23 protein-coding genes are annotated in these 25,631 nt (G+C 61.4%); 14 read left to right on the top strand and 9 right to left on the bottom strand.

The genetic code is table 11. From position 1 onward, the window contains the following. Positions 1 to 24: 24 nt before the first annotated feature. Together ACYP2A_RS19600 and ACYP2A_RS19595 are read right to left on the bottom strand one after the other, a co-directional pair. Complete coding sequence (locus ACYP2A_RS19600; protein ID WP_459747431.1) at positions 25 to 1,314, bottom strand: MFS transporter; 1,290 nt, start codon at positions 1,312 to 1,314, stop codon at positions 25 to 27. 44 nt (positions 1,315 to 1,358) lie between these two features. After that, positions 1,359 to 2,273, bottom strand: a complete 915-nt coding sequence (locus tag ACYP2A_RS19595; protein WP_459747620.1) for a SphA family protein — start codon at positions 2,271 to 2,273, stop codon at positions 1,359 to 1,361. A gap of 411 nt (positions 2,274 to 2,684) precedes the next feature. Here ACYP2A_RS19595 and ACYP2A_RS19590 point away from each other — a divergent pair, with 411 nt between their 5' ends. Then, positions 2,685 to 3,494, top strand: a complete 810-nt coding sequence (locus tag ACYP2A_RS19590) for an alpha/beta fold hydrolase (protein ID WP_459747429.1) — start codon at positions 2,685 to 2,687, stop codon at positions 3,492 to 3,494. 2 nt (positions 3,495 to 3,496) lie between these two features. After that, positions 3,497 to 4,648 (top strand): FAD-dependent oxidoreductase, encoded by a 1,152-nt coding sequence (locus ACYP2A_RS19585; protein WP_459747428.1) that lies wholly within the window; start codon positions 3,497 to 3,499, stop codon positions 4,646 to 4,648. Between the two features lie 9 nt (positions 4,649 to 4,657). Here ACYP2A_RS19585 and ACYP2A_RS19580 read toward each other — a convergent pair whose 3' ends face one another. Beyond that, complete coding sequence (locus ACYP2A_RS19580) at positions 4,658 to 5,596, bottom strand: AraC family transcriptional regulator (RefSeq protein ID WP_459747618.1); 939 nt, start codon at positions 5,594 to 5,596, stop codon at positions 4,658 to 4,660. A 461-nt stretch (positions 5,597 to 6,057) separates the two neighbouring features. Between ACYP2A_RS19580 and argC the strand changes: the two genes are divergently transcribed. After that, positions 6,058 to 6,981, top strand: a complete 924-nt coding sequence (gene argC / locus ACYP2A_RS19575) for an N-acetyl-gamma-glutamyl-phosphate reductase (protein WP_459747426.1) — start codon at positions 6,058 to 6,060, stop codon at positions 6,979 to 6,981. Here the strand turns inward: argC and ACYP2A_RS19570 are convergent. The 4 genes from ACYP2A_RS19570 to ACYP2A_RS19555 form a co-directional block, all read right to left on the bottom strand. Continuing rightward, positions 6,978 to 7,922: a LysR family transcriptional regulator gene (locus ACYP2A_RS19570; RefSeq protein ID WP_459747424.1), complete on the bottom strand. Its 945-nt coding sequence runs from the start codon at positions 7,920 to 7,922 to the stop codon at positions 6,978 to 6,980. The genes argC and ACYP2A_RS19570 overlap by 4 nt on opposite strands. Positions 7,923 to 7,990: 68 nt before the next feature. Further along, a complete protein-coding gene (locus ACYP2A_RS19565; RefSeq protein WP_459747422.1) occupies positions 7,991 to 9,520 on the bottom strand; it encodes a tripartite tricarboxylate transporter permease in 1,530 nt (509 codons plus the stop codon). Next, positions 9,517 to 10,050 carry a tripartite tricarboxylate transporter TctB family protein gene (locus ACYP2A_RS19560; RefSeq protein ID WP_459747420.1) on the bottom strand — a complete coding sequence of 178 codons (534 nt, stop codon included), beginning with the start codon at positions 10,048 to 10,050 and terminating at the stop codon, positions 9,517 to 9,519. Before ACYP2A_RS19560 ends, ACYP2A_RS19565 begins: the two co-directional genes overlap by 4 nt. Positions 10,051 to 10,060: 10 nt before the next feature. Beyond that, a complete protein-coding gene (locus ACYP2A_RS19555; protein WP_459747417.1) occupies positions 10,061 to 11,074 on the bottom strand; it encodes a Bug family tripartite tricarboxylate transporter substrate binding protein in 1,014 nt (337 codons plus the stop codon). Positions 11,075 to 11,381: 307 nt separating this feature from the next. Here ACYP2A_RS19555 and ACYP2A_RS19550 point away from each other — a divergent pair, with 307 nt between their 5' ends. From ACYP2A_RS19550 to ACYP2A_RS19540, 3 genes are read left to right on the top strand one after another with little or no spacing between them, the layout of a single operon-like run. Continuing rightward, positions 11,382 to 12,728 (top strand): MFS transporter, encoded by a 1,347-nt coding sequence (locus ACYP2A_RS19550; protein WP_459747415.1) that lies wholly within the window; start codon positions 11,382 to 11,384, stop codon positions 12,726 to 12,728. 7 nt (positions 12,729 to 12,735) lie between these two features. Further along, positions 12,736 to 13,665, top strand: a complete 930-nt coding sequence (locus ACYP2A_RS19545) for an amidohydrolase family protein (RefSeq protein ID WP_459747414.1) — start codon at positions 12,736 to 12,738, stop codon at positions 13,663 to 13,665. Beyond that, a complete protein-coding gene (locus ACYP2A_RS19540) occupies positions 13,662 to 14,666 on the top strand; it encodes a 4-hydroxythreonine-4-phosphate dehydrogenase PdxA (protein WP_459747413.1) in 1,005 nt (334 codons plus the stop codon). The genes ACYP2A_RS19545 and ACYP2A_RS19540 overlap by 4 nt, the downstream gene beginning before the upstream one ends. 71 nt (positions 14,667 to 14,737) lie before the next feature. On the opposite strand, the gene ACYP2A_RS19535 is transcribed toward ACYP2A_RS19540, so the two are convergent. Continuing rightward, positions 14,738 to 15,616, bottom strand: coding sequence for a LysR family transcriptional regulator (locus tag ACYP2A_RS19535; RefSeq protein WP_459747411.1), 879 nt, complete (start codon positions 15,614 to 15,616; stop codon positions 14,738 to 14,740). A 99-nt stretch (positions 15,617 to 15,715) separates the two neighbouring features. Here ACYP2A_RS19535 and ACYP2A_RS19530 point away from each other — a divergent pair, with 99 nt between their 5' ends. From ACYP2A_RS19530 to ACYP2A_RS19495, 8 genes are all read left to right on the top strand, one after another. After that, on the top strand, positions 15,716 to 16,486 hold the full coding sequence (locus tag ACYP2A_RS19530; protein ID WP_459747409.1) for a pirin family protein: 771 nt from the start codon (positions 15,716 to 15,718) through the stop codon (positions 16,484 to 16,486). Between the two features lie 24 nt (positions 16,487 to 16,510). Then, complete coding sequence (locus tag ACYP2A_RS19525; protein ID WP_459747408.1) at positions 16,511 to 17,116, top strand: isochorismatase family protein; 606 nt, start codon at positions 16,511 to 16,513, stop codon at positions 17,114 to 17,116. A 234-nt stretch (positions 17,117 to 17,350) separates the two neighbouring features. Next, positions 17,351 to 18,676 (top strand): MFS transporter, encoded by a 1,326-nt coding sequence (locus ACYP2A_RS19520; RefSeq protein ID WP_459747406.1) that lies wholly within the window; start codon positions 17,351 to 17,353, stop codon positions 18,674 to 18,676. Between the two features lie 34 nt (positions 18,677 to 18,710). Continuing rightward, entirely contained in the window at positions 18,711 to 19,886 is a 1,176-nt protein-coding gene (locus ACYP2A_RS19515; protein ID WP_459747405.1) for an L-rhamnonate dehydratase, read from the top strand. A gap of 55 nt (positions 19,887 to 19,941) precedes the next feature. Continuing rightward, a complete protein-coding gene (locus ACYP2A_RS19510; RefSeq protein WP_459747404.1) occupies positions 19,942 to 21,507 on the top strand; it encodes an aldehyde dehydrogenase (NADP(+)) in 1,566 nt (521 codons plus the stop codon). A 51-nt stretch (positions 21,508 to 21,558) separates the two neighbouring features. Next, complete coding sequence (locus tag ACYP2A_RS19505; RefSeq protein WP_459747402.1) at positions 21,559 to 22,854, top strand: MFS transporter; 1,296 nt, start codon at positions 21,559 to 21,561, stop codon at positions 22,852 to 22,854. 29 nt (positions 22,855 to 22,883) lie between these two features. Continuing rightward, a complete protein-coding gene (locus ACYP2A_RS19500) occupies positions 22,884 to 23,810 on the top strand; it encodes a YncE family protein (RefSeq protein WP_459747401.1) in 927 nt (308 codons plus the stop codon). After that, positions 23,807 to 24,727, top strand: a complete 921-nt coding sequence (locus tag ACYP2A_RS19495) for an amidohydrolase family protein (RefSeq protein WP_459747400.1) — start codon at positions 23,807 to 23,809, stop codon at positions 24,725 to 24,727. Before ACYP2A_RS19500 ends, ACYP2A_RS19495 begins: the two co-directional genes overlap by 4 nt. Here the strand turns inward: ACYP2A_RS19495 and ACYP2A_RS19490 are convergent. Then, positions 24,724 to 25,617: a LysR family transcriptional regulator gene (locus ACYP2A_RS19490; protein WP_459747399.1), complete on the bottom strand. Its 894-nt coding sequence runs from the start codon at positions 25,615 to 25,617 to the stop codon at positions 24,724 to 24,726. The two genes, ACYP2A_RS19495 and ACYP2A_RS19490, sit on opposite strands and share 4 nt — an antisense overlap. Positions 25,618 to 25,631: the final 14 nt, after the last annotated feature.

Genomic DNA, 25,631 nt, shown 5'->3' with positions numbered 1-25,631 from the left:
TCAGAAAAACTGAACCCAAACGTTTCAGGGTTCAACTTTAGCTATTCCGCCGTAGCGATCGCCAGCACTTTGGCGTACCTCTGTGCGAGTGCAGAGCAGAATCAGGAAAATGACTGCCTGGACACCGGCAAAGGCACTGAACGCGGCAACGAACGAGCCACTGGCTTCAATGATTGCGCCCATCAATGCCGGCGCGATCAAGGTCGAGGAAATACCGACCATTTCCGCGTAGCCGATGGCATTACCACTTAACTGGTCGCCGTACTTTTCGCTGAGCAGTGCAAAGATGGCCCCGCCGCTGAAGACGGCAACACCGCTCATTGCCGCCACGCTGAGCAGGCCGCTGTAGGGCAGCCCCATCTTCACGGTCAGCAGGAACGACAGCGCCGACAGCAATGAGAGCAGGGCGCCGATTTTGAGAATCAGCACGCGACGGCGGAACAGATCGCTGCAATAGCCGCCCAACAGCAACATGATGATCTGCGACACACCCATCAACGTGCCGATCGTGGCGGCGGATGCCGGGGCCATGCCTTGCGTCTGGATGAAGGCCGGGACTACCCAGGTCGCGGTGGCAGAAATCGCGAACATGTCGCCGAATATGGCGAGCGAGGCGATATAGAACCAGCGCGACTTGAAAATCAGACTGACTTTTGCGCTCGCCTGATTGGCCGGCGGCTCATCGTCCCAGACGAAGACGGGCAAGCCTGTGCTATGACGTTCGCTCTTCACCAGCAGCCAGCCGAGCGCTGCGACCATCAGGGTGCCAACGCCCAATACCACAAAGAAGCCGCGCCAGCCGACGGCTTCGGCCAAGGGTATCCCCACCGCAAAGTCCACCGTAATTGCCAGGCTGAACGCGGCAAGCAGGGCGCTCAAGGCCCTGCCGCGCTGCGCCGGAGGAAACCAGGTGACGATCAGTTTTGCCGCCGCGATCCATACGGCGGCATCGAAGAAACCCACCACCAGGCGTGATGCCACCAAGGCTTCATAAGAGGTCACACGCGACTGCAACAGCATGAACACACCGACCCCCAACAAGCCGCTGCAATACAGCGCCCGTGTGGAAATCCGGTTACCCAGCGCGGCCCAGAAGATCATACCCAACGCATAAGTGATGGAGAACGAGCCCTGCACAATGCCGATCTGCAGCGCTGAGAGATGCAGGGTGTCGGAGACGAAAGGAATCACGGCGGCGAAACCGTACCAGTCGCCTGCGAGGAATAATTGCGCGACCACCCCCAACAGCAAACTGGTGGTCTTCCAGTGTTTGAGCGTGGCGAGCTGACGACTATCGAGCGAAGACATTTTCATGCAAGAAGCTCCCATGGCGGATGCAGGACTTGAATGTGAAGGGTTCATAGCTTGTGCACCCAGCGCATGACGAAGCGGTTGCCCTCGGGGCGGTTGCGCGCCCCGGATTCGACATACAGGTTGGCCAGTAGCACGTCCTGCCGCGAAAACGCATACAGGGCACCGGGACCTATGGCGAAGACCTTCTCGCGGCGCCCGGAAACCTCATCGCCGTCGACCTTGGTGTCGGTGAACTGGTTGAGCCAGTAGCCGTTGATGCCGGCCGAGAACTTTGGCGTAAAGGCATACAGCGCGTTGAAGTTGAGGTGCACAGCCTGGCCGGCTTGCACCGTGTTTACACCTGCCCCATAGGTTTCTGGCGATGGGCCGGTGTTTCGGGCATTCCATAAGTAATGCAGGCGCCAGGAAATCGTGGTCTTGGGCGTGGCCCAGAATGTTGCCGCCCAGTAAGGATTGAACGACCAGAAGTTCGTGCCGGGATTGATCGCAATGTGTTTGTCGTAGTCACCCACGGGAGCGATGACATCGGCTTCCAGGCGTTGCACGAAACGTGGGCCGTTGTCGCCCATGATCGGCTTGAACTGCAGATAGAAGCCGATATTGAGGTCGGCGAGGCCTTCATGGCCATCAAGTACAGCGTTATCGAGACCGTCGTCGACATGGGCCTGGGTGACCACCGGAAGCACGGCCGAGAAGCCCCAGTCGGTGTTCATCGGTCCGCCTTCGCCCTGGTAGATCAACTGCATCAATACGCTGTCGATGCGGGTATCGGACTTCGGCAAGCCGATTTCATGGCCCTTGTTGTCGGTAATCTTGTGGCCCCGGTAGTTCTGATAAAACAGTGAGGCACTCCAGCCTTTGCCGCCGGGTATCTCGGCACCGTCGTAGAAGGTCGTCGAGCCGAGGTTGACTACCGGAAGATCGGCGGCCTGTGCCCCGCTATTGAGGGAACATCCCATGATCAGGCCTGCAATCAGGCGATCACGGTTGCGCACGCTTATGTCTGCATAGGTTGGAAAGTATTTCACCCTGCTTGCTCCAGACTGAATGTAATTGTGCTCGGGTGTTGCCGGACGCAATCCCGATGTTTTTGAGGACAGTAAGAAGTGCTGATAACGGTCGGCTCGTTATTGGGTTCGGGTCTGTGGCCGACTGCCGGTGATGGTGCGATGCGAAGCAGCAAGTGCTCTATCCGCGTTATGCGAAATGGCTATCCCGTTCTTCTTCCAGGGCGCGCAATGGGGGTGGGTTCAGGCGCAAAGCGAGGGCGAAAAAGCGGCTGGTATTGCCCACCAAAGCGGATAGTTCGGTGAGTAGGGCGCACTTAGCATGATTGCCACGTGTTCACCTCCCATCGACAGGAAACTGCAATGAAATCGATCGCTGTAAATGACGCCTTCATGACCTATACCGAACACGGTGACCCTGCCGCGCCAGTGCTGTTGCTGCTCAGCGGCTGGGCGCAGGATCATCGACTGTTCAAGAACATCGTCCCGCTGCTGGCGTCCGATTTTCATGTCATCTGTGCCAATTGGCGCGGCCACGACGAAGCGCAAACGCTGACGCGCGATTTTTCATCGCAGGACCTGGCGCTCGACCTGATCGCTTTTGTCCGCGCACTGGGGTTGCAGCCGTTTCATATGGTGTCCACTTCCCATGGCTGCTGGGTCAATATCGATGTCTGTGAACGCCTCGGCCATATGCTCGATAAAACCATCGTCGTCGACTGGCTCATGCAGCCTCACCCCGGGTTCTGGGAGCAACTGGCAGAAGGGCAAGACCCGGAACGCTTCGCCGCCGGCCGGCAAAGCTTTTTTGATGAGTGGGCGGCCTCAACCGACAACGCTGATGTGCTGCAACATCTGCGCGTCGAGATGCCAGGTTTCAGCGGCGACATGTGGATGCGTGCCTGCCGTGAAATTGCGCGCAATTACCAGCAATGGGGCAGCCCGTTGCAGCGTATGGAAAGCCTGCCTGCCAAGCCTGAGGTGTGCCACATCTACTCTCAGCCGCTGTCTGCCGAGTACCGCCAGCTACAGCAGGATTTCGCAGCAGAACATCCCTGGTTTCATCCCTGCCACATTCCGGGCACCACACATTTTCCGACCCTGGAAAGCCCGGATGCCGTCAGTTCGGCGATTCGCAACTTTCTGCGTCCAACAGAACGTACGGGGGCTTGAACATGGCAAACATCCTGAAGGCGCTTGTCGCAGGCGCAGGGTTTGGCGGGTTAACGGTCGCCACGGCGCTGGCGCAGCGTGGCTGGCACGTGTCGGTGTATGAGCGTCAGGCTGAGCTGCGGGCCTCGGGCTCGGGTATCTACATCTGGGAAAATGGCCTGCGAATTCTGCAGTCGCTTGGCGCACACGTCGTTCAGGACGGCGCCTTTCATGGCCGCGCCATGGAGCAGCGCGATCATCTGAATCAAGTCATCGATGCCGGCGATTTTCCGCCCAATGTGCGCCTGGTCACCGTACCCCGGCGCGATCTGCTCAATGGGCTGCGTGACGCAGCACTGGCTGCTGGCGTGCAGATCCATACCGGCGCAGAGGTTGTCGGAGCGAGTGCCGACGCTGAACTGGGTTTTGTCAGTGGGCATACCGAGCGTGCCGATCTGGTGATCGGCGCTGATGGGGTCTGGTCTCCCGTACGGCGCAGCCTGGGACTTGAGCTGCTTCACGAACAGACCCGCGAAGGCGCCTTGCGCGCCATTATCGAAGGCAATCAGGCAGATCTCGGCGTCAACGGCCAGGGCAAATACATCGAGTGCTGGAGCGGCGAACGCCGTCTGTTGATCACACCCTTGAGCGCATCGCAGATCTACCTGGCGTTCACGTGCCAGCGCAGTGATCGTATCGGGTGCGCCGGCCCGCTGGATAAAGCAGCATGGACCGCATCATTCCCGGCCTGGGCGCATCTGATCGACCGGGTCGATACGCTGTTGCCCTGGTCGGCTTACAGCATTGTCAAGGTCAAGGCCTGGAGTGCGGGAAGGGCCGCGATCATTGGCGACGCGGCTCACGCTCAACCGCCGAATCTGGGGCAGGGCGGGGGAATGGCGATGCAGACCGGCCTGGCATTGGCTGTCTTCATGGAGGGCCTGGACGATCCACGGGACATACCGCAGCGGCTGCGTGCATGGGAAAACAGTCAGCGTGAGCTGGCAGAGCACTGTCAGCGCTGGTCTTGCCTGTACGGCGAAGTGTCCGTGCTTCCAGACCCGGTCAGAGCCCGGGTCGTGAGTCAGGGCATGAACGACCCATGGTTGCGTGGCCAGTTCTTGCGCGTGGCACAGAGTGAACCGCTGGGCACCGTAGCGCCTCAGCGGTTTTAACGAAACGGTTCAATGTGCGCGGTCAGTACGATTCTGAGCGCGCATAAGCGTATCGCGGGGCGTCTCGCCGAACAGTTTTCGGTAATCGGTAGAGAACCGCCCCAAGTGATTAAGCCCCCACTCCATCGCGATGGGTGACACGTTACGCGCCGAGCGGTCTTGCAGAATCTGTTGGCGTATTGCAAGCAGGCGGTACTTGCGCAGATACGCCATGGGCGAACTGCCGAAGTGCGAGCGAAATCCTTCGAACAGTTTCACCCGCGATACCCCGCACGCCATTTCTATATCTTCCAGGCACAGGTCTTCTTTGGCGTTGGCATGGATGAACGCCTTGGCCTTGAGCAAATAGTGCGGTGGTTTATCGGCATGCAGATGCCGCAACTCCTCGGAGTAGTTGTTGGGTTGCGCGAGGATCAGGCCTTTGATCAGCGCGCTTTCTATATCGCGGTTGAACAGCAAATGCCCGTACAGCGCAGGACCCTGCTCAAACTCGCTGATCAGGTGCCGGACCATCCGCCACCATGAACCAGACTCACCATTGACCGCATCCATGCCCGGCTCGAAGGTGATGGGCTGATCGATCGAACGTTGCAACAGCTCGGTCAATACGCTTTGCACGCTGAAGACGGGCAACGCGACGTGTAACTCGCGGCATTCGCCGCTGATGCTCAGCTCTTGGGTCGCGAAGGGCGAGAGAATCACCGCATGATCACGATCCGAATGCAGGCACCGTCCACCGACTGTAAGTGCCTGCTCACCGGCCACTGGCAGGGTCAGGCTATAACAACTGAGCCGGTGCTCTTCACCGACGGCTACGGTGACGTCCGTGCCGTAACCCAGGGTTCCGAGGGTTGTCGACAGCGTGCCGAACATATAACCGCAGTGTTGAAAACTGAGGCGTTCGGGGCGGCTGGCATGCAACTGGTGAGGCCCGCAGATATCGGCCATGCGCGCACGGGCGGTGCCCAGATCACAGCCTGCGATGGCGTGTGTCCTGTCGGTGGTTTCGAAGTCGGTTCTGGTCACGATACACCTGACGGTCCTGGATAACGGGCCTGGAGTGGCTTCGTTTCAACTCAGTCGAGCAAAGCTCATGCCATACACCGTTTTAGCGAGCAGGCCGGGATTAGCGGATAAGCCTCGTATAGTTTTCGGATAGGCAAATGCAACCACAGGGCCGTCAACCCGCACGTTGCGAGACAACACTGTACGGCTGCCGGCAATGCGCTCCTTGATTGTGCGCCGCAGCTTCACAGTGCAAGGGAGGTTGTTACGCGCCTACCCACGCCGGCAGGGAGCTAATCATCATTCATAAAAACTGAACAGGATGGTTTTAAAATTCAACTTTAACTATTTAGCTGTGGCATCGAAGATCGCGGCTGTTGATTTCTGCCAGCGAGCACTTCTCCATGACCACTCCTCTCGTCTTCATCGACGGCGACCAAGGCACCACCGGCCTGCAAATCCAGCAACGCCTGCAAGGCCGTACCGACTTCCAGATGCTCACCCTGGCGCCTGAACAGCGCAAAGACCCCAAGCGCCGCGCTCAGGCCATCAATGCCTGCGACATCGCGCTGTTGTGTCTGCCGGACGATGCCGCCCGCGAGGCGGTGGCGAGCATCGAAAACCCAAGCGTGCGGGTCATCGATGCCAGCTCCGCGCACCGTAACCACCAGGACTGGACCTACGGTTTTGCAGAAATGAACCCGCAGCAGGCGCAACGCATCGCCAGCGCGCGGCGGGTCAGCAATCCCGGTTGTTATCCCACCGGTGCCGTGGGCCTGTTGCGGCCTTTGCTGGAGGCCGGTTTGCTGCCGCGTGATTACCCCCTGAGCATTCATGCCGTGTCGGGCTATTCCGGTGGCGGGCGCGCGGCGGTGGAGGCGCACGAGGGCAGCAACGGCTCGACTGCGCCGGCTTTTCAGGTCTACGGGCTGGGGCTTGCGCACAAGCATGTACCGGAGATCCAGCAGCACAGCGGCCTGACCGAACGGCCCTTGTTCGTGCCGGCCTATGGCTCATTTCGCCAGGGCATCGTGCTGACGATTCCCTTGCAACTGCGCTTGTTGCCCAAGGGTGTCGATGCCCAGCGGTTACACGCGGCTCTTGAACAGCACTACGCCGACACCGCTCATGTGCAGGTTCTGTCGATGCAGCAGGCCAAGGCCATGACGGCGCTGGATCCGCAGCGCATGAACGGCACCGATGACCTGCAATTGATGGTCTTTGAAAACGGTGAACAGGTGCTGCTGGCGGCGGTGTTCGACAACCTCGGCAAGGGCGCGGCAGGTGCGGCGGTGCAGAACCTGGACTTGATGTTGGCAAGCGTCTAGCGCTTGACCAGCGCCTGCTCGGCCTTCACTGACTGAATGAACGCCTGCATGGCTGAAGACTGGACGCGATGCCGGCGGGTAATCAACCCATAAGGCGGCAGGCGCGCTTCGAAGTTGATCGGCAAGATGGCCAGCAAATCACGGCCAGGGTAATCCTCGACCACCGACACTGGCGTGACGCCGAGCATGTCGGTCTGCTGGATCAGTGACAGCAGCGTCATGATCGAGGTGGTTTCGACGATGCTCACCGGAATGTCGACGCGGGCATTGTGGAACACCTGATTGATGATCGAGCGCATCGGGCTTGGGTGTTGTTGCAGCACCCAGGTCATGTTTTGCAGCTCGGCCCAAGTTAAGCTTTTGGCGCTGGCCAGCGGGTGCTGGGCGCCTGCGATCACGCACAGTTCCTCTTCGCCCAGGCTGTCGAAAATCAGCTCTTCGGCCCGTGCACCGCTGGGGATGCGGCCCAGCACCACGTCCAGTTGGTCCTGCAACAAGGCCTGAACCAGCACATCGCTGGTGTCGACCTGAATGCTCATCGACAGGCGTGGGTGGCTGGACTTGAGGTTGGCGATGGTGCGGGTCAACAGGCCCGAGGCCAGTGCCGGAATGGCGCCGACCGTGACCCGGCCGAGGTTGCCGGACTCCAGCGCCACCAGTTCTTCACGCATGCCGGTCAGTTCGGCAAACACCATGCGCGCGTAATAAATCACCGTCTCGCCAAACTGCGTAGGGCGCATGCCGCGTGGCAGGCGCTCGAACAGCTCGACGCCCAGCAAGTCTTCGGCCTCGTGCAGCATCTTGGTGGCGGCCGGCTGGGTCATGCCGATGTGGTCGGCAGCCCGGCGCAAGGAACCCAGCTCCTGCAACGTGAGCATCAACCGCAGTTGTCGCAGGCGCAGGCGACTGTGGATTACATGGGCAGCAGGAATCTGGGTCATCGGCCTGGCTCGCAGCGAAAGGTGCGCAGAGCCTGACAAGAATTGCCAGGCTCTGCCACTACTGACGTTCAAGACGCCGATGTGCGCTTGACGGCGCGGCTTGTCCGCCAGCCGAAAGCACCGCGTATGGCCCTGGAAATCAGCGGCCAGAACAGCATCAGCAGCGCGGCGGTGGTCAGCCCGCCGACCAGTGGGTTGGACCAGAAAATGCCCAGTTGGCCGTCGGAGAACAGCATCGACTGGCGAAACGCATCTTCGGCCTTGTCGCCCAGCACGGCGGCGAGGACCAGCGGTGCGATGGGGTAGCCAAGCTTCTTGAACAGATAGCCCAAGGCGCCGAAGCCGAGCATCAGCACGATGTCGAACATCGAGTTGTGCACCGAGTAGGCGCCGATGGCGCAAATCATGATGATGATCGGCGCAATGATCGAGAACGGAATGCGCAGGATCGAGGCGAACAGCGGCACGGTGGCCAGCACCACGATCAGGCTGACCACGTTGCCCAGGTACATGCTGGCGATCAGGCCCCAGACAAAATCGTGTTGCTCCACGAACAGGGTAGGGCCAGGGTGCAGGCCCCAGATCATCAGGCCGCCGAGCATCACTGCGGCAGTGGCCGAACCTGGAATGCCGAGGGTCAGCATGGGCAGCAAAGCGCTGGTGCCGGCGGCATGGTCGGCGGTTTCCGGGGCAATCACACCCTCGACTTCGCCCTTGCCGAAGTTATCGCGGTTTTTCGAGAAGCGCCGCGCCAGGCTGTAGCTCATGAACGATGCCGCCGTCGGCCCGCCGGGCGTGATGCCCATCCAGCAGCCGACCAGTGTGCTGCGCACAATCGTCAGCCAGTAACGCGGCAGTTTGGCCCAGGTGCGCAGAATGGTCATCGGCGTAATACGCGCATGCTCGCCACGAAACACCAGGCCTTCCTCGACCGTGCACAGAATCTCGCCAATACCGAACAGGCCGATGACCGCCACTTCAAAACTGATGCCGGTCATCAGCATCGGCTGGTCAAAGGTCAGGCGCAGGTTGCCCGACACCGTGTCCATGCCCACCGCCGCCATGGCAAAGCCCAGCATCATCGCCACCACGGTCTTGAGCGGCGGGTTCTTGCTCATGCCGATAAAGGTGCAGAAGGCCAACAGGTAAACCGCAAAGAACTCCGGCGAGCTGAACGACATGGCGAATTCGGCAATGCGCGTCGATAAAAAGGTCAGCAGCAACACGCCGGCCAGGGCGCCGATCAGCGCCGAGGTGAAGGCGGCGGTCAGCGCTTCGGCGGCACGGCCTTCGCGGGCCATGGGGTAGCCGTCGAATGTGGTCGCCACCGATGACGGCTCGCCGGGGATATTGAACAGAATCGAAGTGATCGAACCGCCGAACAACGCCCCCCAATACATGCACGACAACAGAATGATCGCCGACACCGGCGACATGGTGAAGGTCAGCGGCAACAGCAGCGCCACCCCGTTGGGGGCACCCAGGCCGGGCAACACGCCGACCAGAATGCCCAGCAGCACGCCGATGACCATCAGCCCGATGTGTCCGGGCGTCATGATCACGCTCATGCCTTGCATCAACGAATCGAACTCAGTCATTGCAGTGCTCTCCTGGCCATGGCCAGCCAGTCGCCCAGCGGGCCGGCATCCAGCGGGACCTTGAACCACAGGGCAAAGATCAGGTAGCTGGCCAGCACCGCGCCGCCCGCCACCGCACAAATGGTCAACGCGCCGTAAGGTTTGGCGCGCAGCCGGTCACGCCACATGAACCAGCCGATGAACACCAGCGAGGCCAGGTAAATACCGGTGAACGGCATCGCCGCCACAAACACGGCAATCGGTACGAACACCGACAGCACCTGGCCGAAGGCGGCGCGGCTGACGAAGGCCACGCTCAAGGCTTGCCAGCGAATCAGCGCCAGTACGGCATTGCCCAGGCTGGCGCAGGCCAGTAACAGGCCAATGTAAAAAGGGAAGTAACCGGGTTCGGGCCCTGAATCGCCCCAACCGATGCCTTGTTCAAGGCTGCCGTACATGACCACGGCACCGATCAACAGGGTAAACAGCGCCAGGCCCAGTTCTACCCAGCGCGTGCCGACCAGCGCCGGCGATTGCGGTGTATGAGACATAAATCACCCCTCACTTTTGCAGCCAGCCGGCGTCCTTGAACACGGGCGTGACCCGAGCGGTGTCCTGCTCGATGTAGGCGGTCAGCTGTTCGCCTTCCAGAAAGGTCGGCACCAGTGCGTTCTGCGCCACATAGGCCTTGAACTCCGGCGCCTCGCTGACCTTGCGCATCAGTTCGGTGTAGAACGCACGTTGCTCGGCGGTGATTTCGCCGGGCATGAACACCGTGCGCGGGAAGCGGTACTGGTCGATGCCCAGCCCTTGTTCGTGGCAGGTAGGAATGTCCGACCAGGCTTTGTCGCCGGCGACTTTGGTGGTGTATTGCATGCGTTGCTGGCTGAACACGCACAGCGGCTGAACCTGGTCGCCGCGCCATTGGCTGATGCTTTCGGCGGGGTTGTTGACGTTGGCGGCGATGTGTTTGCCGGCCAGTTGCGTGGCCGCTTCACTGCCGCTTTTGAAGGGGATATACACCAGCTTGCTGGAGGTGGTCTTGTTCAGCAGCAGGGTCAGGGTCTGGTCGACGTCCTTGGACTGGCTGCCGCCCATGCGCATTTTCGACGGGTCGGCCTTGACCGCCTCGTAAAAGGCCGCGCCGTCTTTCCAGGCCGCGTCCTTGTAGGTCCAGAGAATGAAGTCGTCTTCGGCCAGGGCCGCGATGGGCGTCAATTCCTGCCATTGATAACCGAGCTTGGCGACCAGCGGCAGCAGGTAGACATTGTTGGTGCCGATCACCAGCTTGTCGGCATCGCCCCTGGACATCTTCATATCGAGAAAGGCTTCGGCACCGTTGCCGCCACCCTTGTTGAGCACCACGGTGTTGACGTCCAGCAGCTTGTGGGTGGTGATGATCGACTGAATCAGCCGCCCGAGCTGGTCAGTGCCGCCACCGGGGCCGCCGGCGACGACGATTTCGAGGTTCTTTTCCGGTTGCCAGGCCATGGCCACTGAGGGCAGTGTGCTGGCGCAGAGCACGGTGCAGCCGAGCAGAAGACGGCATACGCCTGGGGTCGATGCGATTCGCATGGTGAAACCTCTTTTTATTGTATTTGTTATGAAAAGATTGCGGCTTGCCCGTCGTGGTGCGGGCAAAACCTGAGAGGGAGTGTGGGAAGAACGGGCAGAGGCGTCTAGTCAAAACAAAACATACACCGATAACCAGCAGCTATAGGTACCCGTCTGATAGCGTGATGGCAGCGGTATAACCCAAGGCTATTGGTGTATTTCAATATTTGATTAGACGGTTATCGGTACGGCTTCGATAGTACGGCCCAGGCGCTATTTCATCAGTGCCAGGCAGCATTACAAAAACAACAACATAGAGGTAATCCTCATGGCCCGTCCCGGTGACGCGCACTTGCCAGTGGCAGGTGCCCAGCCTGATTCAGATAACCCGGCGCTCAGCCAGGTTGCTCGCGCCAGCACCGTGCGCTGGCGCATCTTCGCCATCATCTTTCTGCTGACCATGGTCAATCTGATCGACCGCGTATCGCTGTCGATCGCCATGCCGACCATTGCCCATGAATTCTCGCTGTCGCCGAGCATGCAGGGCCTGATCCTCAGCAGCTTCTTCTGGGCCTATGCCTTGTTGCAGGTGCCGGGCGGCTGGATGATCGACCGTTTTGGGCCGCGCCGGGTGATCACCTGGTCGACCGGCCTGTGGGGCACCTTTCAGGTACTGGCCGGTTTTGCCACGGGCGGCCTGTCATTGCTGTTTGCCCGTGTCGCGCTGGGGGCCGCCGAGGCACCGCTGTTTCCTTCGGGCGGCAAGCTGATTTCGTTGTGGCTGGCGCCGAGCGAGCGCAGCCGTGGCGCGGTGATGATGGACAGCGGCAGCCCGCTGGGCGTGGCCCTGGGCGGGCTGATCATTGCCTACCTGATTGCCGTGTTCGATTCCTGGCGCACGGCGTTCGTCATCGCCGGTATCGCCACGCTGGCCCTGTCCTGGCTGGCCTGGCGTTACCTGCGTGACGACCCGGCGCTGCACCCGCAAGTCAATGCGCAGGAACTGGACAAGATCAACGCCGGTCGTGAGATCCCGGTGGCCGAGGCCGCTCAGGTGCCGGTCAAGGGCTTGGGGATAGCACCGCGTTCGCTGAGCGCCTTGCTGATCGGTCGCGCCAGTTGGGCGATGGTGTATTTCGGCCTGTTGACCTGGGGCCCGAGCTATCTGGCCCAGGCGCGTGGCTTTGACATCAAGGGCATTGGCGCGGCGACGTTTGCGATCTTTATCTGCGGCGCGCTGGGTTCGCTGGCCGGTGGTTTCCTGTGTGACGGGCTGATTCGCAAAGGCGTGCGCCGCGGTCTGGCGGTCAAGGGGTTGCTGACCTTCTCGGGCGTCATCGCTCTTGGCGCACTGTTGTTGCTGCCGACCCTGAGCAACCCGTTCGCGGCGGTCGCGCTGCTGGCGGTGACGGCCTTCTTCCTGATGTGGGGCAGCCTGTACTGGAGCTTCCCGTCATTGCTGGCAGCACCGGCGCGGGTCGGCCTGATCGGTGGGGTGATGAACCTGGCGGGCAGCATCGGCGGCATCTTCGTACCGATTCTGGTCGGTCTGATCCTGCAATACTTCGGCGGCTTTGGCGCGGCCCTGACGTTCTTCGCCATTTGCGCGGCGCTGTTTGTGTTTGCCACCTTGTTCATCAGCCTGGACGGCCAGCGTGAGGTGCGCGATGTCTGAGCCCTTGATGAATGAGCTTTGGAGCGGTCCGATCGTCGATGCCCATCACCACTTCTGGGATCCGCAGAGCAACTACCATCCCTGGCTGGCGCCCGAGGCGAATATCGCCTTTCGCTACGGCGATTACTCGGCCATCAAGCGTCGCTACCTGCCGCCGGAATACTTCGCCGACGCCGCCGGCCACGACGTGGTGCAAACGGTGTATGTCGAAACCGAATGGGACCCCCGCGACCCGTTGGGCGAAACCCGTTTCGTCGAGCAACTTCGCAGCCGTTACGGCGTGCCCAATGCCATCGTCGCTCAGGCCTGGCTCGATCATCCCGAAGCCCTTGGCCTGTTGGCCGAGCAGGCGGCGTTCCCCAGTGTGCGCAGCGTGCGGCACAAACCGGGCGGCCCTGAATCGCCGGGGCAGGTGGGTTTGTACCGCAGCCTGATGAGCGACGAGCGCTGGCGCCACGGCTTTGCCGCGCTGCACGGGCTGGGCCTGAACTTCGACCTGCAAACGCCGTGGTGGAACCTGCCCGAAGCCGAGCGGCTGGCGCGCGATTTTCCACAGACCACGCTGATTCTCAACCATGCCGGGCTGCCGGCCGACCGCAGCGAACAAGGCCTGGCCGGCTGGCATGCGGCAATGGCCCGGCTGGCCGAACAGCCCAACGTGGTGGTGAAAATTTCCGGCCTCGGCCAGCGCGGCAAGCCCTGGCGCGCAGACGACAACGCCTGGATCGTGCGCGAAATCATCGCCATGTTCGGCAGCGAGCGGGCCATGTTCGCCAGCAACTTTCCGGTCGACAGCCTGTGCGGCTCGTTCGACGACATCTACACCGGCTTCAAACAGATCGTCCGGCATTTGCCGCACGCGGATCAGCAGCGGCTGTTCTACAGCACGGCACGGCGCATCTACCGTTGTGAACAACCCATGAGGAGTCAATTATGAGCAAGCCCCGCATCGCGATGGTCCTGGGAGACCCGGCCGGCATCGGCCCCGAACTGATCGCCCGCCTGCTGGCCGAACCCCAGGCGCGCAGCCAGGCGCAGGTCATCCTGATCGGCGACGAGGCCGAGATGCAACGCGGCATGCGCATCGCCGGCGTCGAGTTTCCCTATCGCCACGTCAGCTCGGTGGACAACCTCGACTTCAGCGACGACACGCCGTTGTTCTTCAACTATCGCGGCGACACCGAGGGCGAGTTCGTGCGCAGCGAAGCCAGCGCCAAGGGCGGCCGCTACTGCCTCGATACCTTCGAGATTGCCCTGAAACTGACCGCCGGGAAAAACACCGATGCGGTACTGTTCGGGCCGCTGAACAAAACCTCCTTGCACATGGCCGGCATGGACCACAGCGACGAACTGCACTGGTTCGCCGAGCAGTTGGGTTTCGATGGGCCGTTCTGTGAGTTCAACGTGCTGGACAACCTCTGGACCTCACGCGTGACCTCGCACGTCTCGCTGGCCTCGGTGCCGGGCCTGCTTAGCCATGACAAGGTGGTGCAAGCCATCGAACTGATCGACACCGCACTCAAGCGCAACGGCCTGAGCAAACCGCGCATCGGCGTGTGCGGCCTCAACCCGCACAACGGCGACAACGGCTCGTTCGGCCGCGAAGAAATCGACATCATCGCCCCCGCAGTGCGCACCGCCCAGGCCAAGGGCATCGACGCTGACGGACCGTATCCGGGCGACACCATCTTTCTCAAGGTGCAGGGCGATGCCAGCGCCTTTGACGCGGTGGTGACCATGTACCACGACCAGGGCCAGATCGCGATCAAACTGATGGGCTTCTCGCGCGGCGTCACCGTACAGGGCGGCCTGCCGATCCCGATCACCACACCGGCGCACGGCACCGCGTTCGATATCGCAGGGCAGGGCAAGGCCAACCCCGGCGCGATTCGCCAGGCCTTCGAGATCGCCTGCCGGATGGGCCGTAACAACGCCTGATCGCGCTATAAAGCATCCTGTTTGCCGCATGCCGTGCTCTGCACGTCATGCGGTTTTTTTATGCCGCTTGCTCAGGCGTTCAGCAAGCGCTCGCGCACAAATTCGATAAAGCGTTGCGTCTTGGCCGGCAGCAGGCGTGTCTCGGTGATGGCATAGACCGGGATCGCATTGCCTTGCCACTGCGGCAGCACACGGCGCAATCGCCCGCTGGCAACATCGTCGGTGGCCATTTCTACCGGCAACAGGATGATGCCCATGCCGAGTGTCGCCAAGCGTCGGATCATCCCCACGTTATTGAGCACGAAACGACTGCCGGCCGAAATCGTGGCCGAGCGTTCGTCGTCATGCAGCGTCCAGGTGTTGATTTTCGCCATGCCCAGGCACTCATGTTGCGTCAGGTCTTCGGGTACGCCGGGTTCGCCTGAGCGCTCAAGGTAATCCGGGGAGGCGAAAAGCCCGGTGGGTAATCGCGCCAGTGGACGGGCGATCAATTGCGAGTTTTCCGATTCGCCGATCCGGATCGCTACATCGAATGGCTCGCTGATCAGGTCGACGCGTCGAGGATTAAGGTCCAAGTCGAAGCGGATGCCCGGATAGTGGCGGGCGAAATCCGCAATCAGCGGCGCCAGGTAGGTGACGGCAAAATCTACCGGCAACGAGACGCGCAGCACGCCGCTGGGCTGGGCAAGCATGTCGCCCAGTTGCTCATGGGCCAGCCTGGCTTCGTCGACAATTCGCTTGCAGCGCTCGTAGTAAATCTGCCCCGCCTCAGTCAGTTCGACCTTGCGTGTGGTGCGATGCAACAGGCGCAAGCCCACGGCTTTTTCCAGTTGGCTGATGCGCCGCGACAGCGTGGAGTTGGGTACCCCGGTCGCGTCCGCCGCACCACGGAATCCCTTGGCTTTGACGACCTCGACGAACAAGGCCATGTCGTTCAAAAACTGTTCCATTGCACTGCTCCATTGGTGGAGCAATGTTATCCGTTCAGTCCGGTTTATCCCAAAATAAATAAGCCCGATGATGGCCCTATCAACCCTGAGGACATCGTCATGAACTCGCTTTTTCTTCCCCCTTATCAGGTCGAGGCACCGGATGCCGTTGTGGCTCTCAAGCGTGCCAACCGTGCAGGGCGTTTTCGCGGGTTGAGCCTGCGGGGCGAACCAGAGCTGCTCTCGCCGTTTCTTGGCGTCGACCATTACTGGATGAATGCGCCGACCTTTGCGGCACACCCGCATGCCGGTATTTCAGCTGTGTCGTACCTGCTGCCCGACTCCGAAACCGGCATGGCCAACCGCGACTCCATTGGCACTGACAACCTGATTCAGCCTGGCGGGCTGCACTGGACCACCGCCGGCCAGGGCGTAGTGCATGAAGAGGTGCCGGCCGAGTCGGGCAAAACGGTGCATGGTCTGCAAATTTTTGTCGAGCTCGCACCTGCCCGGAAAAATATTGCGCCGTTTGCGTTGAGCATCGAGCCTCAGGACGTGCCGGTGGTTCAGTTGCCGGGGGGGCGAATCCGCATTCCGCTAGGCCGCTATGGCGATACGTGCTCGCCACTGCTGCCGCCGACCGAGGTCACGCTGCTGGACATCTCTCTGGAGCAGGGCTTTGAGCTGAGCGTGCCTATCCCTGCCGGCCACATCCTGTTTGCCTTGCCGATCTTCGGCACGCTGGAGGTGGGCGGTACTCGTTTTGACAGCGAAGACCTCAAGGCTGCGCTGTTTCACACCCGGGACGCCGCGCGCGAGCTGTTGCTCACCGCGCCCCTGGGCAACATCAAGGTCGCGTTGTTCAGCGGCCCGCCACTACCTCTTGCCTGATTCCCCTACCAAAGGAGCTCTACCATGGCCCAACAACGCTTCACGGCTGAAAACGCTGCACTGTTGCTGATCGACCATCAGGTCGGAACCATGCAACTGATCAAGAACATTGACACCGAACTGGCTGCCAAACAGTCGATTGCGCTGGCCAAACTGGCAAAGATCCTCAATCTGCCCACCGTGATCACCTCCAGCCAGGAGGACAACGCCCAAGGTCCGATCCTGCCGGAAATTGCGCAGATCCTGCCTGAAGCCCATGCTGCCCGGATCAAGCGCCCTGGCGTGGTAAATGCCTGGGCCTACGCTGCGTTTCGCGATGCAGTGCTGGCGACCGGGCGCAAACACCTGATCATGGCCGGCGTGACCACTGACGTTTGCCTGATATTCCCGGCCATCGACGCGGCGCTTGAAGGGTTCAATGTGCAGGCTGTGATGGACGCTTCCGGTTCTCCGAGCGATCTGTCCGAGGCGTTCTCCCGCCAGCGCATGCACGATGCCGGTGTGGTACTCACGGCCACCAACACCCTGATCGCCGAGATCGCTCAGGACTGGTCCACACCGGACGGTCAGCAACTGATCGGCCTGCTGTTCAGCGACGTGTTCCCGGCCCTTGGGGCAAGTATTGCCTGATCCTGTCCGCAGTCGCCGGCCATTGAGCCGGCGACTTGCGCTTTTCTCGTCCTCCTATAACCCCATCCCCCGACATCCCCGCCCAGCCATTACCTGTAGCTATCACTGGATATGGATAAGTGATTAGCCGCTCATCCCCGCAACTGGCTAAATCAACCCATCGATTCGTCGACAACAACTACAAAAAGCCCGTCCCGCCACAGCAGGGACACATCGGCACAAGGAACACTTCTGATGGAACATTCCGCTACTGCGCCGGCGCTCGAACGCGCCATCGGCAAGAGCCGCCTGCGGCTGATGCCTTTCCTGATCCTCATGTACATCCTGGCCTTCATCGATCGTTCCAACGTGGGTTTTGCCAAGGCTGCGCTGTTGGCCGATACCGGGCTGGGCGATGCGGCGTTTGCGTTTGGCGCGAGCATCTTCTTTATCGGTTATGCCTTCTTCGAGGTGCCCAGCAACTACATGCTGCACAAGCTCGGCGCCAAGGTCTGGCTGTGCCGGATCATGGTCACCTGGGGGCTGGTGTCGGCGGCGATGATGTTCGCCCACGACGCCTACACCTTCTACGCGCTGCGCTTTTTGCTCGGTGTCGCCGAAGCAGGTTTCTTCCCCGGCATCATTCTGTACCTCACCTACTGGTTCCCGGCACAAAGCCGTGGTCAGGCGCTGGGCCTGTTCTATTTCGGCCTGCCGTTGGCGCTGGTTCTCGGCAGCCCGCTGTCGGGCTGGTTGCTGGAATTTCACGGTGTGTTCGGCCTGAAAAACTGGCAGTGGCTGTTTGTGGTCGAGGGCCTGATGGCCTCGGTGGTCGGGGTTGTCGCTTACTTCTATCTGGTCAATCGCCCATCCGAAGCACGCTGGTTGAGCAGCGAGGAAAAACAGGCACTGCAAGCCGCGCTGGCGCAAGAAGATGCGCGCAAGCAGCAGAGCAGCCCGCATTCTTTTCTCAGTGCGTTGCGTAACCGTCGAGTGCTGCAATTCTGCCTGGCGTATTTCACCGTGCAAATGAGCGTGTATGGCGTGGTGTTTTACCTGCCGACCCGCATCGCCGGGCTGCTCGACGGGCACATCGGCCTGAGCGTTGGCCTGATCACCGCGATTCCATGGATCTGTGCGCTCATCGTCACTCGCCTGATCACCCGTTACGCCGACCGCACCGGCCAGCATCAGCGCCTGGCGGTGTGCATGCTGGGCATGGCGGCGCTGGGCATTGCCGCCTCGGCATTGGGGTCGAGCATGGTGCCGGTGGTGTTGGCGTTCTGCTTTGCCGCCGCCGGATTTGTCGCGGTGCAGCCACTGTTCTGGACCATTCCCACCAGCTACCTGAGTGGCGCAGCGGCGGCCGGTGGCATTGCCCTGATCAACTCCATCGGCAACCTGGGCGGCTTTGTGGCGCCGAACCTCAAGACGGTCATGGAAACCCAGTTCGCCGACCCACGGGCCGGCATGTTCGCCCTGGCGGCGGTCGGCATCGTCGGCGCGATTTTGCTGGCGCGGCTCAATCGCCAGGACACCCAGAAACCCTCCTCACAGCACGAACCGGTTCAGGTCGGCTGACTTAAAACAAGCACTGGAAAAGGAAACCTGACGCATGAAAATCAAAGCGATTCGTACCCGTGTATTCGAGTGGAAAGGCAAGGTCGTTCCTCCGCAGGCGCACTTCTGCACCAATGCCAGCGACATTCTGTTCGAGCGTGGCGACGCCATGGGCTCGTTCCGTTTCCACGGCTGGCTGGTGGTGGAAGTCGAAACCGACACCGGCATCGTCGGCATCGGTAACTGCGCCCTGGCACCACGGGTCGCCAAAGAAATCATCGACACCTACCTGGCGCCGATCGCCATTGGTGAAGACCCGTTCGACAACGAATACATCTGGCAGAAAATGTACCGCCAGAGTCACGCCTGGGGCCGCAAAGGCATCGGCATGGCGGCCATCTCGGCCATCGACATCGCGGTCTGGGACATCATGGGCAAGGCGGTCAACAAGCCGGTGTTCAAGCTGCTGGGCGGGCGCACCAAGGAAAAGATCTGGACCTACGCCTCCAAGCTGTACGCCAACGACAACCTCGACCTGTTCCTCGAAGAAGCTCAGGGCTATCTGAGCCAGGGTTTCAACGCGCTGAAAATGCGCTTCGGCTACGGTCCCAAGGATGGCCCGGCCGGCATGCGCCGCAACATCGAGCAGGTCCGTGCGCTGCGTGAACTGGCCGGTCCCGACGTCGACATCATGCTCGAATGCTACATGGGCTGGACCCTGGAATACGCCCGGCGCATGTTGCCGAAACTGGCCGAGTTCGAGCCGCGCTGGTTGGAAGAGCCAGTGATTGCCGACGACATCGAAGGTTATATCGAGCTTAAAAAGATGGGCATCATGCCGATCTCCGGCGGCGAGCACGAGTTCACCTCGTATGGCTTCAAGGACCTGCTGGAGCGCCGCGCCGTCGACGTGATCCAGTACGACACCAACCGCGTCGGCGGCATTACCGCCGCGCGCAAGATCAACGCCCTGGCCGAGGCCTGGTCGGTGCCGGTCATTCCGCATGCCGGGCAGATGCACAACTATCACCTGACCATGTCGACCACCGCTTCGCCAATGGCCGAGTTCTTCCCGGTGTTCGACGTCGAGGTCGGTAACGAGTTGTTCTATTACGTGTTCAAGGGCGAGCCCCAGCCGGTCAACGGCTTTATCCAGCTCGACGACAACAAGCCCGGCCTGGGCCTGGAAATCTCCGATGAGTACCTGAGCGAATTCAACATCATCGAGTGATCAGCGCCTGTCGACGTCGCCCACAGTCGGCGGCGTCATGGCTAACGAGGTTTTCATGTCATCGAATAATGGACACAACTTCATCGGCGGCCAACGCAGCGCGCAAGGCACGGTCTTGCAGCACAGCGTGGTAGCCAGCAGCGGCGAGCCGCTGGCGCACCCCTTTGTGCAAGCCACCGAAGCCGAGGTCGACGCCGCCGCACGTGCGGCGCAAACGGCCTACCCGATTTTCCGTAACCTGCCGGCCGAGCAACGGGCGCGGTTTCTCGACAGCATCGCCGATGAGCTGGACGCACTCGACAGCGCGTTCATCGACCTGGTGTGTGCCGAAACTGCCTTGCCGAATGCCCGTATTCAAGGCGAGCGGGCGCGCACCAGCGGCCAGATGCGCCTGTTTGCCAAGGTGCTGCGGCGTGGCGATTTTTATGGCGCACGGATCGACCACGCTTTGCCCGACCGCCAGCCGCTGCCCCGGCCAGACCTGCGTCAGTACCGCATCGGCGTCGGTCCGGTCGCCGTGTTCGGTGCGAGCAATTTTCCGCTGGCCTTTTCCACCGCGGGCGGCGACACCGCCTCGGCGCTGGCGGCCGGCTGCCCGGTGGTGTTCAAGGCACACAGCGGGCACATGGCAACCGCCGAGCGGGTGGCCGAAGCCATCATCCGCGCCGCTGAACGCACCGGCATGCCGGCAGGCGTGTTCAACATGATTTATGGCGGCGGCGTCGGCCAATGGCTGGTCAGCCATCCGGCAATTCAGGCGGTCGGTTTTACCGGCTCGCTCAAGGGCGGCAATGCCTTGAGCCAACTGGCGGCGCAGCGACCACGGCCGATTCCGGTGTTCGCCGAGATGTCGAGCATCAACCCGGTGTTCCTGTTGCCCGAGGCGCTGAACCTGCATGGCGAGCGGATTGCCGGCGAACTGGCCGGTTCCGTGGCGCTCGGCTGTGGCCAGTTCTGCACCAGCCCCGGTCTGGTGATCGGCGTGCGCAGCGAGGCGTTCAGCGCCTTCATTGAGCAATTGGGCGCCAAACTGGCCGACCAGGCACCGCAAAGCATGCTCAACGCCGGCACGCTGGCCAGCTATGAGCACGGCCTGCAACGCCTGCACGAACATCCGGGCATCACCCATCTGGCCGGGCAGGCACAACAGGGCAATCAGGCCCGCGCGCAATTGTTCCAGGCCCAGGCGCGGCTGTTGCTGGAGGGCGACGAGGTCTTGCAGGAGGAGGTCTTCGGCCCGGCCACGGTGGTGGTCGAACTCGACGATCAGGCGATGCTGTGTCAGGCACTCGATGGTCTGGGCGGCCAGCTCACCGCCACGGTGATTGGCGAGCAACAGGAACTGGCCAGCCATGCCTGGCTGCTGGAAGCGTTGCAGGAAAAGGTCGGGCGCATCCTGCTCAATGGCTACCCGACCGGCGTCGAAGTCTGCGATGCGATGGTGCATGGCGGGCCGTATCCTGCGACCTCCGACTCACGCGGCACCTCGGTGGGTTCGCTGGCCATCGATCGTTTCCTGCGACCGGTGTGCTTCCAGAATTACCCCGATGCCTTGCTGCCCGAGGCGCTCAAGGACGCCAACCCGCTAGGGATCCGGCGCCTGGTGGATGGCCAGTTTTAAACGATCACGTTTACCCCGCTTGCCACTAACAACAATAAAAGGGACTCCAGTATGACGGGCACTATTGAAGCGGCCTCAGGCGCCGCTGCATCCTCCGCGACACGGGTCGCCAGCCAGCGTTGGCTGCGAGTGATTCCACCGATTCTGATCACCTGCATCATGTCTTACATGGACCGCATCAGTATCGCCTTCGCCATGCCGGGCGGCATGGCCAGCGATCTGGGCGTGCCGGCCAGCATGGTGGGGTTTGCCGGCGGTATCTTCTTTATCGGTTACCTGTTCTTGCAGGTGCCGGGCGGCAAACTGGCCGTGCACGGCAGCGGCAAAACCTTTATCGGTTGGTCGTTGCTGGCTTGGGCCGTGCTGTCGGTGCTCACGGGGTTTGTGCGCAACGAATATGAACTGCTGATTCTGAGGTTTGCCCTCGGGGTGGCCGAGGGCGGTATGTTGCCCGTGGTGCTGACCATGATTGCCAACTGGTTCCCGGACCACGAACGCGGTCGGGCCAATGCCATCGTGATCATGTTCGTGCCACTGGCCGGGATTGTCAGTGCGCCGCTGGCCGGCTGGATCATTGCGGTCTATGACTGGCGCATGCTGTTCATCGTCGCCGGGGTGTTGTCGGCGCTGGTCATGGTGCTGTGGTGTTTCACCATCAGCGACCGCCCGCAGGAGGCCAAATGGATCAGCGATGAAGAGCGCGATTACCTGGTCAATACCCTGCGCGCCGAACAGGAAGGGCTGCACAAGGAAGGCAAGGGCAACCAGTCGCTTCGGCAGATCTTGCCCGACAGCACGCTGTGGCACTTGATTGCGGTCAACTTCTTCTATCAGTTCGGTATTTACGGTTTCACCCTGTGGCTGCCGACCATCATCAAGAACCTGACCCACAGCGGCATGGGCATGGTCGGCATGCTGTCGATCCTGCCGTTCCTCGGCGCACTGGCGGGCATGTTCCTGTTTTCCAACCTGTCTGACCGCACCGGCAAACGGCGCATTTTCGTCTGTATTCCGCTGGCCGGGTTCGCGGCGTGCCTGTTCATGTCGGTGGTGCTGCGCGACAACATCTGGCTGGCCTACAGTGCGCTGGTCGGTTGTGGCTTCTTTCTGCAATCGGCGGCGGGCGTGTTCTGGACCATTCCGCCCAAGCTGTTCAGCGCAGAAGCGGCGGGCGGTGCGCGCGGGTTGATCAACGCACTGGGCAATCTGGGCGGGTTCTGTGGCCCGTACATCGTCGGCGTACTGATCACCCATTACGACCAGGGCGCGGGCATTTACGCCCTGGCTATGTCGCTGGCGCTGGCCGCGTTGCTGGCCCTGTTTTTACCTGCTCGTTGCGAACGTTAATTCCAATAACAACTCCGGAGTATCCAATCATGAGTCGCGAAATACTGCTGCTGGTCGAAAAATGTGCCCACACCTTCAGTTTCTATGATGTCGAAAGCGGCGATGCCCTTGAGCACATCCGCCTGCCGGATTTTCCCCATGAATTTGTCGTCGACGCGCAGAACCGCTTCGCCTATGTCGGCCATTACGGTATCGAAACCTCCAGCCATAAAGGCGAGGGCGGCACCTCGATTTTTGTCATCGACCTGCAGACCCGCAAGCACGTGCGCACCCTGGACATCTGGCCATATCGGCGCCCGCACGGCCTGGCGATGGACGACAAAGGGCGTCTTTACGTGCTCAGCGAAGGCGACTCGACCCTGTTGATTTTCGATGCACCGCAAGAACGCGATGTGCCGGACCGGGCCATTCCGTCGGGCGGCTACAAAAGCCATCTGGTCGCCCTGACACGCGACGGCGAGACGGCCTTTGCCCTTAACCTGCTCAGCAACACCGTCACCCGCCTGAAACCGCAGGACCCGACGCAGGCGCCCAAGCCTCTGCAGCCGGGCAGCCGCCCGGAAGGCAACTGCTTCAGTGCCGACGAAAAAGTGCTGTATGTTGCCACCCGCAGCGACAACTCGATCGTGGCGGTGGACACCGACAGCCTGGAGATCGTTGCCCGTGGCAAAACCGGCATCGACCCGACGCGCATCTATCGTGATCGGCAAAACCTGCTTTATGTCACCAACTACGGCGAAACCTCGCTGTCGGTATTCGACACCGCGCTCAATGAGCTGGCGCGTATCGATCTGGCCAGCACCGCCATTGCGATGAGTTTTCACCCCACCAAAGACCTGGCCTTCGTCACCCTGAAGGACCAGCGGGTCGGCATGCTTGACCTGCACACCCGCGAAGTGACCCGCTACTTCAACACCCTGCTGGAGCCCGATGTGTCGCAGGTGATCGTGGTATGAGCCAACTCGCCCTGATCGATGCCCATCACCACCTCTGGGACTTGTCCCGGCTGGACTATCCCTGGCTACAGGGGGAGGGCGAACCCGGCTTCTTTCTGGGCGACTACCGGGCGTTGCGTCGCGATTACCTGCCCGAAGACCTGCAACGCGATGCCCGTGATTTTCGCCTGCTGGCCTCGGTGCATTGCGAGGCCGAGCATTCGCGTGTCAACCCGGTGGCGGAGACCGAGTGGCTGACCGAGTTGAATGCATACTCGCAGTTGCCCACGGTGCTGGTCGCCTGGGCACCGCTGACCAATACCGCCACGGCGCAGGCGATGCTTGAGGCGCATGGGCAATCGCCGCTGCTGCGCGGTATCCGCTGCAAACCGGTGACAGCCAAAGGGGCAGGGCAGCGGGACTCGGTTCATGGCGCGCCGGGCAGTTTGCAGGACCCTGCCTGGCACGCTGGCTTGCGACTGCTGCAAGAACACGGTTTGTCGTGGGACTTGCGCGTACCCTGGTGGCACCTCGAAGAGGCGGCGCAGTTGCTGGAGCATTTTCCCGACTTGCCGGTGATTCTCAACCACACGGGGCTGCCTTGGGACCGTAGCCCCGAAGGGCTGGCCGGCTGGCGGCGCGGCATGCAGGCGCTGGCGCGCTTGCCTCGGGTGGCGGTCAAGGTCTCGGAGTTCGGGTTGCCGGAACCAGGATGGCGAGTCGATGAAAACCGCAGCATCGTGCGCGAAACGCTGGAAATGTTCGGTCATGATCGCTGCATGTTTGCCAGCAATTTTCCGGTGGCCGGGTTGCGCATTGGTTATGGCGAGCTGGTGCGGCATATGGCGGATTTTCTGGCCGGGGATACACCTGAGCAGCGCGACGCTTTTTTCTGGCGCACCGCACAGGCGTATTACCGGATTGAGTTGGGGACTTAGGACTGCCTCGAATCCAGCCGCTGTTCATTCAATAAATTGAACACCGTGGTTTTCACCGCGCTGTTCAACTCAACCCAGGCCAGCCCCGTCGTTGCCCGGTAATCACCGAGCAGCAAGGGCCTGGCCACCACATTACCCGGCAATGCTCGTGCGGCGTTGGCGGGTAGCAGGCCAATGCCCAGGCCAGCAGATACCAGCGCCAGCATGGTGGTGAACTCGCCAAGCTCGGAGGCGATGGTCAGCGGCGTGTCGTGGTTTTTCAGCGCCTGCATCAACTCATCATGAAACCCCGGCGCATAACGCCGCGCGAGCACCAGCAATGGCCATTGCGCCAGGTCTACGGGCTGCAAAGCGTTGCGCGCCGCCAGCGGATGATCGTGCGGCATGGCAATCACCACGCTTTCCTGCAGCATCGCCAGCGTCTGAATACCGGGGTAGCTGACCGGCAAGCGCATCAGACCAAAATCCAGCTGACCTTGTTTTAATGCCGCCGCCTGATCCGGGCCGGGCATGTCCTTGAGTTCCAGTTCGATACGTGGAAAGCGCTCGTGCAGGGTGCGGATCAGCGTTGGCAGCAGTTCTGCCAGCACCGAGGACACAAACCCCAGGCGCACACGGCCAATTTCACCACGCCCGCCGGCCCTGGCCACATCGGCGGCATGCGCGGCTTGATGCAAGGTTGCCTGGGCTTCAGGCAAAAACAGCGCACCCACGGCGGTCAAGGCCACGGAATGCCGGTTGCGCTCGAACAAACGCACGCCCAACTCCTCTTCCAGCAGCTTGATCTGCATGCTCAACGCCGGCTGCACAATCGCCAGGCGTTGCGCGGCACGGCCAAAATGCAGCTCTTGAGCAAGGATGACGAACGCGCGCAGGTGTTTGATTTCCATTCGGAGGCTCGGCA

This window comes from Pseudomonas sp. 3A(2025) (assembly GCF_054589175.1).
This window is presented reverse-complemented; position numbering and strand designations above follow the sequence as displayed.